The organism is Thiomicrospira sp. R3, assembly GCF_029581415.1.
Classification (GTDB): Bacteria; Pseudomonadota; Gammaproteobacteria; order Thiomicrospirales; family Thiomicrospiraceae; genus Thiomicrospira.
Genome location: NZ_CP121121.1, coordinates 482,734 through 496,954, shown reverse-complemented (window position 1 = coordinate 496,954; position 14,221 = coordinate 482,734). Strand labels below are relative to the sequence as shown.

Genomic DNA, 14,221 nt, shown 5'->3' with positions numbered 1-14,221 from the left:
GCTCTGGTAGTGCTATTGATAGTTTCTTTTGTGCTTCAGTTGTTATTTCACGACAAAGCCGTATTGTTCCATAATCCGTGTCGCTACCGGCTGCTCCATAAATTCGGCAAACCGAAAGGCAATCGGGTTGTCTTTGGCGCGCTGGGTAATGATGTAAGCCTGTTCGAGCGGTTGATGCATCTCTTCGGGGATTAGGCTGTAGCCACCGTGGCGCGAAAGTTGCGGGTTCAGTGCCAAGGCGAGCGCGATAATGCCGATATTGGCGGCACCGGATTCGATCAGCTGGGCGGCGTGGGCAATGTTTTCGCCAATCACGATTTTGGGTTGAATCTCATCCCAAATGCCCGCGGCTTGTAAGGCTTCCATCGCGCGCACGCCATAGGGGGCGTGATCCGGGCTGGCAATCGCTACGCGACGATAGCGACGTTCCATTAAATCGTTTAGCGTCATTTGGCTGGCATCATGGCGTCGACTCCAAATCACGATCCGACCGAGCGCATAAAGTTTCGGTTCAGTGGCGGCAAAGCCTTTTTGTTGTAGGTCTTTGGGGTAGTCCATTGAGGCGGAGAAAAATAAATCAAACGGCGCGCCGTTTTCAATTTGTTGTGAAAAACGACCGGATGAACCGTAGATGACTTCGACCTGATCATTAGGATAGGTTTTGAGATATTGTGCATGGATTTCATCCAGCGCGAACTTTAAATCTGACGCAGCGGCAATAATCATTTTTTGCGCTTGAGCCGTTACACTAAAGGTGCTGATAACCAGCGCGATTAAAAACCTTTTCATTCGTTGACTCCTATGAGTACATGCGAGGCTTTAATCAGTGCGCAAATCGGTGCGCCTTCAACGAGCTCCAGTTCTTCCAATGCGCTGTGGGTAATAATTGACGACAGGGTGTTGCCGCCCTGTAATGTGACGACGACTTCAGCATGCACAGCATCTTGGTTAATACGGCTGACCTGGCCGCATAAAAAGTTACGCGCACTAATCAAGCCTTTGGCTTGCTCTTTAGCCAACACTACCCAACTCGCTTTGACCAGTGCCCAAGCGGACGCACCGGGTTTTAAACCCATTCGCGTGGCGCTATCGCTGGTAACGGTGGCAATAATCCGGTCTTCGCCTTGTAGTTTCAGGGTGACTTGGGCATTGACGGCGCCTTTTTTTACTTCTTCAATCGTGCCGTAAAAGCTGTTGCGTGCGCTGGTTTGCATTTTAATTCTCCGCATCAAAGGTAAAATATCGGCATCCGCGTTATCGAGCGAAGCCATCCACATCGCCTGCATCGCTGATAAGCGTTCGTGCATGGTGACGATTTGCAGGCCGGTTGGGGTGAGGGTGGCGCCACCGCCGCCTTTGCCGCCGTGTTGACGATTGACCAATGGCTCGCCCGCCAAGTTATTCATAATTTCCACCGCATCCCAGGCCGCTTTGTAGGTCATGCCGACTTGTTTGGCGGCTTGCGCCACGCTGCCTGTGGCCTCAATCGCTTGCAATAAATGCAGCCGACGCGGGCTAATATTGCCCCCGCCTAAATGCACATGCCAAGGGGCGAAAAATTCGGCTTGGGTTGATGAATCTGGCATCAAGTTATACTCAGGTAGATATCGTTAAAGTGAAATATACTTGACACCATCTTGCTTGTCAAGCTAATTGGTTTGAGCTGGAGAAGCGGGTGAACAATCGTCTAAACAAAAGGCGCTAAAGCAACCAGGCCTGGTGTAAAATCGCTTCAATAAACATGAGAATACAAGGATGTAGTGGCCATGACAGAAAGCAAGGGGTTGATTTGGCTGGTGGGTTTGGCCAGCATTATTGTGATTGTTGCTGGTTTAAAAGCGGCGGAGGCGATTACGATACCGATTATGTTGGCGTTGTTTATTGCGATTATCAGTACACCATTTTTGCGCATGTTGACAACGCGTGGTGTGCCCTCAGGCTTGGCGGTGCTGATAGTTTTAATGGTGCTGATTGTATTTGGCGGTGGCTTGGCGATGGTGGTGAGTAATTCGATTGATAGCTTTATCCAGCAATTACCACAGTACCAATTGCGTTTACAAGCCACTCTGATTGAAGTGCAACCCATATTGGAGCGCATGGGCATTCCGCTGACCAGAGAAATGCTGATGCAGCATGTGAATCCATCGAATGTCATGGGTACGGTGGGTAAGGCGCTGGCGGCCGTAGGCTCTCTGCTTACCAATGTGTTTTTGGTGGTTTTTATTGTGATTTTTTTGATGATGGAAGAGGCGACGTTTCCGCGTAAAATGCGTGCGGCGTTACCTAATGCCAATTTTACGCTAGAGGCCGCCACGGGCTTTATGTCACGGGTAAATAAATATTTGATGATTAAAACGATTATCAGTTTTATCACAGGCGTTTTGGTGACCCTATGGCTTTGGTTTTTGGGTGTCGATTTTCCGGTACTTTGGGGCTTGGTGGCGATGTTGATGAATTACATCCCCAATGTCGGTTCTTTGATTGCCGCGGTGCCCCCGGTGTTATTGGCGCTGGTGCAATTGGGTTTTGGCGATGCAGCCTTGGTGGCGCTCGGTTTTGTGGTGATTAATGTGGTCATGGGCAGCCTGATTGAACCCAAATACATGGGGCGAGGTTTGGGGCTGTCACCGCTGGTGGTGTTTTTGTCGTTATTAATTTGGGGCTGGTTATTTGGCCCGGTTGGCATGTTCTTGTCGATTCCGCTGACCATGATTGTCAAAATCGCGCTTGAGCAATACGAAGGCACCAAGTGGATTGCGATTATGCTCAGCAACGACGCTCCGGAGCCAGCGGAACAAAAAGAAACGGCAGATCAAACACAATCAACAGAGCAAAAACCTAGCACTTAACGATACCACAACTTAAGGCTGTAAAGGCCTAGTTGTTGAGCTTAGCGGTTTTAGCAGCCTAGTTGGTTGCAGATGATTTGATCAAACTTTTTTGTTGCCGCTTGGGTCAGTTGGCCAATTCGTTTATTGATTAGGCTGGTGTGAAGTGTGACTAGTTTGTCGGGGCGAACAAAGCTTTGTTTGGGCAGTTGTCCAATTTCTAGATCAGCGTTTTCGAGCGTTTCGGCATTATCATGCCCCGCTTTTGAAGTAATCTGCATGGCAAGAAAATCGCCTTGTGCATTCGCGGATGTAAGCATTAAAACCGGGCGCAATTTATTCGAGGAAAGATCAGTAAACGGATAGGGGATAACGACGATGTCAGACTTCTGGTACATGGTTCCAAACCTCGTCTTCTTCGTTATTCCAGTCTTCTAAACTGCTAATTTGAGCCGCCTGTAGATCGCGCCAACTCTGAGTCTCGTCACGCTGATTTAAATAAAGCGCAAAGTCGAGCACCTCCTTCGCCATGTCGTCGGGGAAGGGTTTAATGACTTCATAAATCGTATCGGCTAGTGACATGAAGGTTTCCTAAAACTGAATATTCGTTATATTCTAGTATTAAACCACCACAACCAAAGAGTGTAAAGGCTTGGTGGTTTGCAAGTGAACTGGATTTGAAAACAAAAACACCCGCCGGGGCGGGTGTTTTGCTGTCAGCTCGATTTAAAAGCAATTAGGCCAAATCGAAACGATCTGCGTTCATCACTTTGGTCCAAGCCTTCACAAAGTCTTTAACAAACTTCTCTTTGTTGTCGTCTTGGGCATAAACCTCGGCATAGCTGCGTAAAATCGAGTTAGAGCCGAACACCAAATCCACGCGGCTGGCGGTGTACTTGGTTTCACCGCTAGTACGATCGACGATGTCATAATGGTCTTTGCTCGCCGGTTTCCAGCTATAGGCCATATCGGTGAGCGTGACAAAGAAATCATTGGTCAGCGCACCCACCTTATCGGTAAACACACCCTGCTTTGAGTCACCATAGTTGGCACCGATCACCCGTAACCCGCCGACCAAACAGGTCATTTCATGGGCGCTTAAGCCCATTAGCTGAGTGCGGTCAAGCAGCAACTCTTCCGGCTGCACGCTATAGTCCTTTTTCAGCCAGTTGCGATAACCATCGTGAATTGGCTCAAGCGGTTCAAATGATTCGGCATCGGTCATGTCTTGGATCGCATCCCCACGCCCTGGTGCAAACGGCACGTTTAGCGCAAAACCAGCGGCTTTGGCGGCTTGTTCAACCCCGAGATTACCGGCTAATACAATCGTATCGGCCATGCTGATACCAAATTCAGCGGCAATCGGTTCCAGCTTGGCGAGCACACGCGCTAAACGCTCAGGCTCGTTAGCTTGCCAATCTTTTTGCGGAGCAAGACGAATCCGCGCACCATTCGCGCCACCACGCAAATCTGAACCACGGAAGGTACGCGCCGAATCCCAAGCGCTCGCCACCATCTCGGCGCTCGATAAACCGCTGGCGGCGATCTTCGCTTTGACGACCTTAACATCATAATCCGCTTTGCCCGGCGGAACTGGGTCTTGCCAAATTAAATCTTCAGCTGGCACATCTGGGCCAAGATAACGCACTTTTGGTCCCATGTCGCGGTGGGTTAACTTAAACCAAGCGCGTGCAAACACGTCAGAGAAGTAATCTGGGTTTTCATAAAATTTCTGCGAAATTTCACGATAAATCGGGTCTTTAATCATCGCCATATCGGCATCGGTCATAATCGGGTTATAACGTTTGCTTGGGTCTTCGACATCAACCGGTTTATCTTCTTCCTTGATATTAATCGGTTCCCATTGCCACGCACCGGCGGGCGATTTTTTCAACTCCCAATCATAGGTAAACAGCAAATAGAAATAACCGTTATCCCATTGGGTCGGGTGAGTGGTCCATGCGCCTTCAATCCCTGACGACACGGTATCGCGCCCAACTCCACGGGATTTGTGATTCATCCACCCAAAGCCTTGCTCAGTTACATCGGCGGCTTCTGGGTCGGGCCCTAAGTTTTGCGCACGACCATTACCATGACATTTACCCACGGTATGCCCACCGGCGGTCAGCGCGACGGTTTCTTCATCGTTCATCGCCATACGGGCAAAGGTTTCGCGCACTTGGAGCGCGGTTTTGAGCGGATCGGGCTGGCCGTTAACGCCTTCGGGGTTGACATAAATCAAGCCCATTTGCACGGCGGCTAACGGGTTTTCCATCGTGGTTGGGTCGTCCAAGTTGTCATAACGTGAATCCGATGGTGCAAGCCATTCTTTTTCGGCACCCCAATAGGTGTCTTTTTCCGGTTGCCAAATATCGGCACGACCAAAACCAAAACCAAAGGTTTTCAACCCCATGTTTTCATAGGCAATCGTTCCCGCTAGTACCAATAAATCCGCCCAGCTGACTTTATTGCCATATTTCTTTTTAATCGGCCACAGCAAACGGCGGGCTTTGTCGAGGTTAACGTTGTCTGGCCAGGAGTTCAGCGGCGCAAAGCGTTGATTGCCCGTGCCTCCGCCGCCACGACCATCGGCAATGCGGTAGGTGCCAGCGGCATGCCAAGACATGCGAATCATCAGACCACCATAATGACCCCAATCCGCAGGCCACCAGGCCTGGCTGTCCGTCATTAAGGCGTGCATATCTTTTTTAAGCGCGTCAAAATCGAGGGTTTTCACCGCTTGGCGATAATCGAAGTCGGGTTCCATCGGATTTACCTTGCTATCATGTTGATGCAAGATATCTAAATTTAGTGCGTTAGGCCAAAAATCCATCGTTGATTTGTCAACCGAACTATTTGCGCCATGCATGACCGGGCATTTTCCACTAGACATAACATCCTCCTCGTATTATTTTAGGACTAGAGCTTCAGTTTGAAGTTCTAAGATTAATTCTACGCCTAAAATTGATAAGTGAAGTTTAATTAATTTATTGTTTTGATAGTTTATTTTTATGGGTTGTAGCGCACCAACCAGGCCTGGTTGGTGGCGGAAAATTTTCCTCATTTTGGGCGAGACGGGTTGCTGCTCAACGTAAGGGGACCTGTATTATTTAAAGTAAAACATTGTGTTATGTGAAGAACGAGACTAGTATCAAGTTAGCCTATTCTCGTTTAAAGCCTAAACATGACATCTTGTTTACAATTATCTGGAGTAGATCATGCTTAATTCACCGTTATGCACAATAAGGAAAGTGGAATGAAAATTATCGGACTTGTTTTAATCGTTATTGGAGTGGGTCTTGCATTATGGGGATTCCAGCTATCAAACTCTATAGCTTCAGAAGTAACCAAAGCGGTTACAGGGTCAGACACCAATAAGGTAGTAGCTTTATATATAGTAGGCGCCGCCGGATTTGTAATTGGCTCATACCTTTTTATTAAAAGTTAAATATGAGGCACTGTAAGGTATGGATATTATTAACTTAGTTGTCTTTTTAGCGGTGGGTGCGCTGGTCGGCTGGCTAGCAGGTTTTATAACGAAAGGAAGTGGTTTTGGCATTATTGGTAATATTGTCGTAGGTGTGGTCGGAGCTGTTATGGGTGGACTCGTGTTCGGCTTTTTCGGCATTACCACGGGTGGTTTGTTAGGTGGGATCATTATGGCCGTAATTGGTGCTGTAATATTACTGTCTATTATCAGTATCGTTAAAAAAGCCTAGCGCAATTTATTGATAAAGACTTTTCCTCGCGGTAGAGGTGATTAATAACGCTCCGTGAGAGGACTGCTTTAAAGGCAAAGTAGCGCTGTTCTGGCGAGTAATTAAAGAACAGCGCCTGTTTTAAACATTCAGGAGGTTAAGCAAGCGCTTCAAACTCTAGCGCATCTCTCTTAGATATAAAAAGGATATAAAAGCTTGAATGCTTAAATTATCACTTCAACCAGGTTTTCAAATAATACCCAGTATGCGAATCGGGGTTATTGGCGACCGCTTCAGGCGTGCCGGTGGCGATGATTTGGCCACCGCCATCGCCACCTTCTGGCCCTAAATCAACCAACCAGTCGGCGGTTTTAATCACATCCAGATTATGTTCGATAATCACAATCGTATTGCCGCGATCGCGTAATTCATAGACCACTTTCATCAGTTGTTCAATATCGTGAAAATGCAAGCCGGTGGTGGGTTCGTCCAAAATATACAGCGTATTGCCCGTATCGCGTTTCGACAGTTCTTTGGCTAATTTAACCCGTTGGGCTTCACCGCCTGATAAGGTGGTGGCGCTTTGGCCAAGTTTAATGTAGCCCAGGCCGACATCCATCAGGGTTTGAAGCTTGCGTGCCAGTGCGGGAATCGCATCAAAAAACGCCCGCGCATCTTCAACCGTTAGCTCCAAAATATCATGGATGGTTTTGGCTTTATATTGAATCTGTAAGGTTTCGCGGTTGTAACGCTTGCCATGGCAGACATCACAAGGCACATAAATATCCGGTAAAAAATGCATTTCTACTTTGATTACGCCATCGCCTTGACAGGCTTCACAACGTCCGCCTTTAACATTAAAGCTAAAGCGCCCTGGGTTGTAGCCCCGTGCGCGGGCTTCCGGTGTGGCGGAAAGTAGCTCGCGAATCGGGGTGAATAAACCGGTATAGGTGGCGGGGTTGGAGCGTGGGGTACGGCCGATTGGGCTTTGGTCAATATTGACTGCCTTATCAAAATGTTGGATGCCTTCTACCTTGTCATGGGCGGCGGGTTCATTCAGCGCACCATTCAAATCACGGGCGGCGATTTTGCTCAGGGTTTCGTTAATTAAAGTCGATTTACCCGAACCCGAAACGCCTGTAATGCAAGTAAGCAGGCCTGCTGGAATTTCCAGCGTGACGTTTTTAAGGTTGTTGCCTGTTGCGCCGATGATTTTGAGCCAGTTTTTACCGGGTTTAATGCGCGCTTTGGGGATTTCAATCTTGCGGCTACCCTTAAGGTACTGCCCTGTGAGCGATTGGGGGTTGTTGGTGACTTCAGCGGGGGTGCCTTGTGCCATAATGCGTCCGCCGTGAATCCCAGCACCCGGGCCGATATCAAGCACATAGTCAGCGGCACGAATCGCATCTTCGTCATGTTCGACCACAATCACGGTATTGCCCAAATCGCGCAAATGGGTCAGGGTTTTAAGCAAACGGTCATTGTCACGTTGATGCAAGCCAATCGAGGGTTCATCCAACACATACATCACGCCCACCAGGCCTGCGCCAATTTGGCTGGCGAGGCGAATACGCTGTGCTTCGCCGCCCGATAAAGTGTCGGCGCTGCGATCGAGCGTGAGGTAGTTTAGCCCCACATTCACCAAAAACGACAAACGCTCGCGCACTTCTTTTAAAATCGGCGCGGCGATTTGGCCTTTTGAACCGGTCAAACTCAGCTGGTCAAAAAAGTCATACAAATCTCCAACGGATTTGCGGGTTAGCTTGGGTAGCGTGATGTCGGCAAAAAACACATGACGCGCGGCTTCGTTTAAACGTTCACCGCCACAGGTTTTACAGGGTGAGGTGAGGCGGTATTTATCGAGTTCATCGCGCACGGTTTTGCTGTCGGTTTCGGTGTAACGGCGCTCCATATTGGGCAGTACCCCTTCAAAACGACGCACCTGCGCATAGCGACCATGCGGCAAGGCTAGCTTGTCACGCCCTGAGCCAAATAACACGACTTTCTGAAATTTCTCATCCAATTCGCCCCAAGGGGTTTCCATATCAAAGCCATAATGCGTCGCGACCGCTAGCAAAATATCATAATAATACTTGTGACGACGATCCCAGCCACGAATTGCACCACCCGCAAGACTCAACTCGGGGTGAGTAATCACCCGTGCAGGATCAAAGTTTTCTTTGATGCCCAAGCCGTCGCAGGTTGGGCAAGCGCCATGCGGATTGTTAAACGAGAACAAACGTGGTTCAAGTTCGGGCACGCTATAGCCACAATGCGGACAAGAAAACTTGTCGGAAAACAGCAGTTCAAAGTCATCCTCTTCATCCATCGGCACCACGCGCGCTAAGCCATCGGATAAACGCAATGCCGTTTCAAACGACTCCGCCAAGCGCTGTTTTAGGTCGTCGCGTACTTTGAAGCGATCAATCACCACTTCAATATCATGTTTTTTGTTTTTATCGAGCGTAATGCTGCCATCTAAATCCATCAGCCGCCCATTGACCCGCGCACGAATAAAGCCTTGGGCTTGCAGTTCGTCGAGCAGGTTGGCGTGTTCGCCTTTGCGACCGCGAATCACGGGTGAAACCAGCAGGCACTTGGTGCCTTCTGGCAGTTCTAGCGTGCGGTCGACCATTTGGCTAACGGTTTGCGCTTCTAAATCGACATGGTGGGTTGGGCAGCGTGGCGTGCCAGCGCGAGCAAAAAGCAGGCGCAAATAATCGTAAATTTCGGTTACCGTACCCACTGTTGAGCGCGGATTGTGTGAGGTGGATTTTTGCTCAATCGAAATCGCCGGCGATAAGCCTTCGATATGGTCTAAATCGGGTTTTTCCATCACCGACAAGAACTGACGGGCATAGGCCGACAAGGATTCAACATAACGGCGTTGACCTTCGGCATAAATGGTATCGAACGCCAAGGACGACTTCCCTGAACCCGATAAGCCGGTAATCACAATCAGCTTGTCGCGCGGTAAAGTGACATCAATATTCTTTAAATTGTGCGTTCGCGCGCCGCGAATAATAATGTTCTCAAGCATGGTCAACCCGTTAAATTAAGCAAAGGGATAATTATAGCATGATTCGTTTTTTCACCCGGTATGCAACCAGGCCTGGTTAATAGGAGCATACTTTATTTCTTAAATCGGGTGTAAGTTCTTAAATCGGGTGTAAGGCTCTTGCTTAAGTGGGGATTTGCGGGATAACCTTTTGGTGAATAAATTGCCTGAACGCCTCGGAAAGCAGAGGTTCTTGAGCGAGGTAGTTCCAAAAGCGCGTTGCGCAGTGTTTTACGCCATTAAGCGCTACTTTTTTGACGTTAACGGATTCCGGCCAATTAAATCCTAGCGGTGCCACCTCACCATTACTTGTGGGCGCGAACCCCATAGAACACATGTCATAAATCGGTAAAAGCGAGAAGCCTTCTCGATGGGCTGCAAAGCTGATATTACCTAGATGTGTATCCGTATTATGGATATATCGCGCAAAGGCCGACAAAAACTCAACCTTGATATAGTCCTGTTCACTGATTAAGTCTTGCTGTAAAAGTTGAAAACAACTGACCATCCAGCTTACGCCGGATCCCACGAATTCTGCGCCAATCACTTCCAGTGATAGCATGGAGCGCCGTCCGTGTTTAGCTGATCGGTCAAAACGCTTGGATTCAAGAAACAGGCGCTCGCCATCCTCGAAAATATGGGTTTTGGCGGCGCTCACAAAGCCGGTTTCATTTATGGCTTTGGCGGCATAATGTTCGGTAATAAGCACATCTTTCCAGCGGCGCGCGTTGGCATCGTCGCCCTTGGGTGAAAACTTAACAATGACATGCGTATCAATCTCAGTGCAGAAGGTGGCGAACTTTTGATGCTCACCACCCGCAGCGGAGAGCAGGACATCTTCATCCATAATAGGGTCGGCGAGCGAGGTGTATTCCTTGCGTGAATGCTGTGCGAAAGGAGCCTGCAACTGCAGGGCTGCATTATACCCAAGTTTTAAATTACCAATGTTGTTGTCAGTGTTAGCCAGTAAGTAACGTCCAATATGCTCGGTTTTCCAATCTTTTAAGTGCGCAGGAAAACTTTCATCGACGCGGGATAACTGCTCAGCAATTTTTTTGCCCAAAAAACCTTTTGGTGCCGTTTTTATTTCATCTGCTCAAGCAGGGCAGGGTTGAGTTGCGCGGGGGGGACAAAGGTAAACATAATGCTGGCATCTGCATCGCGTGCAGCCATCCAATAAGTATGGCTCGCTGACATTAAAATAACATCACCTGGATGATAGGCGGTTTCTTTGCTTAGATCGAGCGTTTCACCCACACCGTGATAAATCACGCCCGACACGACAACCCCGAGTCGAACGGCTTGAGTGCCTGTTTTGTGGGGCGGAGTTACATCCCCTTTTTTTAAAGAACGCAGCATGACTAAACCCTGCCCCTGTTGGTCGGTGGCGAGCTGGGTTACGCTGCCGGCTGATCTGGCTTGAGAGGGTATTTTGTGTAGATCAGCTTTCACCGTGTTGAGTGTGGCCGTTTCGGCATGCGTTGCAAAAGGCATCAGCATAGCCGTGGCGAGCGTTAAAACTTTCAGTGGACTAAGTGATTTCATTGTTGTCTCCTTTGGGTTTGAAACATGATGGGTTGGTGGTTCAAGTTGGCAGACCTTAATTCGCTCAGCTTGTTTGCAAGAGTTTTATCTGTGTCAGTTGCAGAAAGTTTAACCCGTAACAGATCTTAAAGTAAAGAAAAATAGAAATGGTTATTGATAATATATCTTCTACTGATAAAATGAAAGTCGTTATCAATTAGATTTGCCTATATTTTTGTTAATTCTAAATTTTAAGAGGTCCCTTATGCGTCTAAAGCCTTTAGTTGTTTTTTGTTGTACGTCACTCGTCACTTCAGCCGTTTTAGCGGAGAAGTTGGACGATGTTGAAAACTCAGTGACTAGCCTGCCTTCAGTAACCGTTGTTAAAGACTTGTCAAACTCTGAAATCATTGTTGAGCGAATTGAGCGAACACAAGCCAGAGAGTTAAAAGATCTTTTTAGCGGGGAGTCGTCTGTAACGGTTGGCGGGGGTGATCGTCAAGCTCGTCGTCTTCACGTACGTGGCATCGAATCCAGTAACTTGTCAGTCACAGTGGATGGTGCGCAGCAGGGTCAAAACTTACATAATCATCGTGGTGGTATAACAGGTGTTGATCCGGCAATCTTGAAAAAAGTGGAAGTCAGTGCCGGTGTAGTTGCGGCGGATGAGGGGCCGGGTGCCTTAGGTGGTTCAGTTAAATTTGAAACAATGGATGCGCAGGATTTATTGGCACCTGGTCAACCTGTAGGCGCTTTTGTTAAAGGCGGCTATGGCTCTGCGGCGGAGAGTAAAACCTTTAATACCGCTGTATTTTCAGAGTTTTCCGATAGGCTGGGTGCGCTGGTTTATTTTGGCGGCACCAATGCCGAAAATACCCGCATTGGTGGTGGCAATAAGATTCCGTATTCAGCTTATGAAGATCGTAATTTTCTCGTGAAGTTGAGTTTGTTGGACTGGCGGGATCAAACTTTACGAGTGGGTTATGAAAAAAATACCACTGAAGGTTTAAGTTATCAACAGCGTGGTGACTATCCTTATCACCCGGGTGTATGGGAGGGGCGAAATAGAATGCCACCGGTAGATCAAACGGTGGCAAGAGAAACTGTAACTTTAAATCACCGTTGAAACCCTCTTTCTGATGCTATTAATTTAGAAACCCAGTTTTATGTGAGTGATACTGAATGGAAGGTTGATGGTGGAAGTCGATTCACTAGTGAAATTCAAGGCGGTAAGCTTGCTAATACATGGGCGTTTAGTGCTCTGGGTTTTGATAATAAATTGACCGCTGGTGGAGATTACTATGATGAGGTGGGTGGTGCGTTTACTAATGCCACATCCGGTTGGCAGCGTTCAAATTCAAAGGTCATTCATTATCAAAACTTGGGTTTGTTTGCTCAAAACCGCATGAGTCATGACGCATGGTTATTGTCTTATGGCATTCGGGTTGATGATTATAGCTCTCGCTATATAGGTAAAACTTTGAAAGGCAGCGAAACCTCACTTAATGCCAGTGTCAGCTATGCCTGGACAAATGAAATAAAAACCTATGGTGGTTATGGCGAGTCGGCAAGAGGCTATGGCAATATTCCGATTCATTTTGCTCGTGCTGTTAAAGACGATGCGGACATAACCGCTAAGGCGGAAACCGCGCGTCATTATGAACTGGGCTTACGTTATGACCAACGTAATAGTCAATTTATGGGTGGGGCATGGCACGCCGATTTAACCCTCTTCCAAACAGAGATCGAAAACATGATTTTATATCGTCATGAAGCGGGTGAAGGAGGCATGGGGAGCCGTCAAGTTGATCAAATTTATAACTATGGTCAAACCTACGAGGTGCAAGGCTATACCTTAAAAGCAGGCTGGAAAGGCGGGCGCTTAGATTCGCGTGTATCTTACACGCATACCGATATCGATAACTTACCACCGCAAATGCATTTTGCCGCCAGAACCGGTGCGCCAACAGGCGATACCTTGGTTTGGGATAATCAATTTTACCTTAATCAGGGCTGGGCTTTAGGCTACACCTTAACTTCTGTTGAAGCACTGAACAACCCACCGAATAACCGTATGAAGCGTCCAGGTTATATCCTCCATGACGTTCAAGCCAAGTGGGATGCGACAAAAAACCTTTCGCTTGCGTTCGCTGTGAATAATTTACTTGATAGAAAATATATCAACCACACCACCTTGGAGCAAGACGGTTTTGCAACCGAGGAGCCGGGTCGGGACATTCGCTTGTCGGTTAGATACGACTTTTAGTAAGTCTTAGTCTTGGAGAATAAGTGCAGTTTTACTCACTATCGGTCTTGAACTTGGAGTGGCGCTACTCCTGTCTGGCGCGCCGGGGTGACTAACTTATGGCAAGCCTTTGAGCGTTATGTGGAAGGCTTGCGCACTTTATTCACGTTTAACCAGGCCTGATTAGTCTAAACTTTAACAAAATTTTAAACCATATTTTTATCCTTGCCTACTGCGAGTTCTCTATGCACTTAACCGCCCAAGATTTAGCGAAGCTTTCTAAAACTCAACAAATTCATCTGATCAATTCGATTACCGGTATCAAGCCCGCTAATTTGGTGGGAACGATTGATGATCTGGGGCGAACAAATTTAGCGTTATTTAGCTCGGTGTTTCATTTGGGTAGCGCGCCACCGCTGATTGGCATGGTATTGCGTTCTAAGGGAGATGTGCCACGCCACAGTTATGATAACCTGATTAACAAGGGTTGTTATACGTTAAACCATGTTCAACCTGATTGGGTTCATAAGGCGCATCAGACTTCGGCCAAATACTCACTTGAAACTTCCGAGTTCGAGGTCACGGGACTAACGCCTGTTTTTCTACCGGGTTTTTCAGCCCCTTTTGTTGCTGAATCGCCCGTAAGATATGGCTTGCGCTTTGTGGATGAAATACCGGTGAAACATAACAGCACTGTAATTATTGTTGGGGAAATTGAACAGGTATGGATTGAGCAGCCGCACTATACGCCCGATGGCGGGCTAGATTTAACGGCTTTAAATAGTGTCGGTATCAGTGGTTTAAATAATTATTATCGGCTAGAACACTTTGCATCCTTTGAGCAGGCTCACCCTTAGCGGTAGTTTTT

The 14,221-nt window shown here is 47.8% G+C and carries 14 protein-coding genes; 6 read left to right on the top strand and 8 right to left on the bottom strand.

The window, feature by feature from the left end:
* Positions 1-42 precede the first annotated feature (42 nt).
* Together modA and P8S55_RS02470 are read right to left on the bottom strand one after the other, a co-directional pair.
* The gene (modA, locus tag P8S55_RS02475) at positions 43-789 is read right to left on the bottom strand and encodes a molybdate ABC transporter substrate-binding protein (protein ID WP_289224713.1); all 747 of its coding nucleotides are present in this window, start codon (positions 787-789) and stop codon (positions 43-45) included.
* Positions 786-1,586: a TOBE domain-containing protein gene (locus P8S55_RS02470; protein ID WP_289224712.1), complete on the bottom strand. Its 801-nt coding sequence runs from the start codon at positions 1,584-1,586 to the stop codon at positions 786-788. The genes modA and P8S55_RS02470 overlap by 4 nt, the downstream gene beginning before the upstream one ends.
* A 180-nt stretch (positions 1,587-1,766) precedes the next feature.
* Here P8S55_RS02470 and P8S55_RS02465 point away from each other — a divergent pair, with 180 nt between their 5' ends.
* Entirely contained in the window at positions 1,767-2,849 is a 1,083-nt protein-coding gene (locus P8S55_RS02465) for an AI-2E family transporter (protein ID WP_289224711.1), read from the top strand.
* Positions 2,850-2,899: 50 nt separating this feature from the next.
* On the opposite strand, the gene P8S55_RS02460 is transcribed toward P8S55_RS02465, so the two are convergent.
* The 3 genes from P8S55_RS02460 to katG all read right to left on the bottom strand — a co-directional run bounded on the left by P8S55_RS02460 (position 2,900) and on the right by katG (position 5,721).
* Positions 2,900-3,226: a type II toxin-antitoxin system PemK/MazF family toxin gene (locus P8S55_RS02460; RefSeq protein WP_289224710.1), complete on the bottom strand. Its 327-nt coding sequence runs from the start codon at positions 3,224-3,226 to the stop codon at positions 2,900-2,902.
* Positions 3,210-3,410, bottom strand: coding sequence for a hypothetical protein (locus tag P8S55_RS02455; protein WP_289224709.1), 201 nt, complete (start codon positions 3,408-3,410; stop codon positions 3,210-3,212). Before P8S55_RS02455 ends, P8S55_RS02460 begins: the two co-directional genes overlap by 17 nt.
* Positions 3,411-3,564: 154 nt before the next feature.
* Positions 3,565-5,721, bottom strand: coding sequence for a catalase/peroxidase HPI (gene katG / locus P8S55_RS02450; protein ID WP_289224708.1), 2,157 nt, complete (start codon positions 5,719-5,721; stop codon positions 3,565-3,567).
* A 363-nt stretch (positions 5,722-6,084) separates the two neighbouring features.
* On the opposite strand from katG, the gene P8S55_RS02445 reads away from it, so the two are divergent.
* Together P8S55_RS02445 and P8S55_RS02440 are read left to right on the top strand one after the other, a co-directional pair.
* Positions 6,085-6,276, top strand: coding sequence for a DUF3185 family protein (locus P8S55_RS02445; protein WP_289224707.1), 192 nt, complete (start codon positions 6,085-6,087; stop codon positions 6,274-6,276).
* A 19-nt stretch (positions 6,277-6,295) separates the two neighbouring features.
* A complete protein-coding gene (locus tag P8S55_RS02440) occupies positions 6,296-6,547 on the top strand; it encodes a GlsB/YeaQ/YmgE family stress response membrane protein (RefSeq protein WP_289224706.1) in 252 nt (83 codons plus the stop codon).
* Between the two features lie 211 nt (positions 6,548-6,758).
* On the opposite strand, the gene uvrA is transcribed toward P8S55_RS02440, so the two are convergent.
* From uvrA to P8S55_RS02425, 3 genes are all read right to left on the bottom strand, one after another.
* Positions 6,759-9,566 (bottom strand): excinuclease ABC subunit UvrA, encoded by a 2,808-nt coding sequence (uvrA, locus tag P8S55_RS02435; protein ID WP_289224705.1) that lies wholly within the window; start codon positions 9,564-9,566, stop codon positions 6,759-6,761.
* A 142-nt stretch (positions 9,567-9,708) separates the two neighbouring features.
* Positions 9,709-10,671, bottom strand: a complete 963-nt coding sequence (locus tag P8S55_RS02430) for a HipA domain-containing protein (protein WP_503010456.1) — start codon at positions 10,669-10,671, stop codon at positions 9,709-9,711.
* Positions 10,668-11,129: a cupin domain-containing protein gene (locus P8S55_RS02425; RefSeq protein ID WP_289224703.1), complete on the bottom strand. Its 462-nt coding sequence runs from the start codon at positions 11,127-11,129 to the stop codon at positions 10,668-10,670. The genes P8S55_RS02430 and P8S55_RS02425 overlap by 4 nt, the downstream gene beginning before the upstream one ends.
* Before the next feature lie 244 nt (positions 11,130-11,373).
* Here P8S55_RS02425 and P8S55_RS02420 point away from each other — a divergent pair, with 244 nt between their 5' ends.
* The 3 genes from P8S55_RS02420 (at position 11,374) to P8S55_RS02410 (ending at position 14,210) form a co-directional block, all read left to right on the top strand.
* A complete protein-coding gene (locus P8S55_RS02420; RefSeq protein WP_289224702.1) occupies positions 11,374-12,234 on the top strand; it encodes a TonB-dependent receptor plug domain-containing protein in 861 nt (286 codons plus the stop codon).
* Between the two features lie 42 nt (positions 12,235-12,276).
* Positions 12,277-13,374 (top strand): TonB-dependent receptor domain-containing protein, encoded by a 1,098-nt coding sequence (locus P8S55_RS02415; RefSeq protein WP_289224701.1) that lies wholly within the window; start codon positions 12,277-12,279, stop codon positions 13,372-13,374.
* 224 nt (positions 13,375-13,598) lie between these two features.
* Entirely contained in the window at positions 13,599-14,210 is a 612-nt protein-coding gene (locus tag P8S55_RS02410) for a flavin reductase family protein (protein ID WP_289224700.1), read from the top strand.
* Positions 14,211-14,221 lie beyond the last annotated feature (11 nt).

Excerpts from the sequence above, each read along its gene's own strand:
- modA (WP_289224713.1), bottom strand. The coding sequence starts at position 789 with ATGAAAAGGTTTTTAATCGCGCTGGTTATCAGCACCTTTAGTGTAACG.
- P8S55_RS02470 (WP_289224712.1), bottom strand. The coding sequence starts at position 1,586 with ATGCCAGATTCATCAACCCAAGCCGAATTTTTCGCCCCTTGGCATGTG.
- P8S55_RS02465 (WP_289224711.1), top strand. The coding sequence starts at position 1,767 with ATGACAGAAAGCAAGGGGTTGATTTGGCTGGTGGGTTTGGCCAGCATT.
- P8S55_RS02460 (WP_289224710.1), bottom strand. The coding sequence starts at position 3,226 with ATGTACCAGAAGTCTGACATCGTCGTTATCCCCTATCCGTTTACTGAT.
- P8S55_RS02455 (WP_289224709.1), bottom strand. The coding sequence starts at position 3,410 with ATGTCACTAGCCGATACGATTTATGAAGTCATTAAACCCTTCCCCGAC.
- katG (WP_289224708.1), bottom strand. The coding sequence starts at position 5,721 with ATGTCTAGTGGAAAATGCCCGGTCATGCATGGCGCAAATAGTTCGGTT.
- P8S55_RS02445 (WP_289224707.1), top strand. The coding sequence starts at position 6,085 with ATGAAAATTATCGGACTTGTTTTAATCGTTATTGGAGTGGGTCTTGCA.
- P8S55_RS02440 (WP_289224706.1), top strand. The coding sequence starts at position 6,296 with ATGGATATTATTAACTTAGTTGTCTTTTTAGCGGTGGGTGCGCTGGTC.
- uvrA (WP_289224705.1), bottom strand. The coding sequence starts at position 9,566 with ATGCTTGAGAACATTATTATTCGCGGCGCGCGAACGCACAATTTAAAG.
- P8S55_RS02425 (WP_289224703.1), bottom strand. The coding sequence starts at position 11,129 with ATGAAATCACTTAGTCCACTGAAAGTTTTAACGCTCGCCACGGCTATG.
- P8S55_RS02420 (WP_289224702.1), top strand. The coding sequence starts at position 11,374 with ATGCGTCTAAAGCCTTTAGTTGTTTTTTGTTGTACGTCACTCGTCACT.
- P8S55_RS02410 (WP_289224700.1), top strand. The coding sequence starts at position 13,599 with ATGCACTTAACCGCCCAAGATTTAGCGAAGCTTTCTAAAACTCAACAA.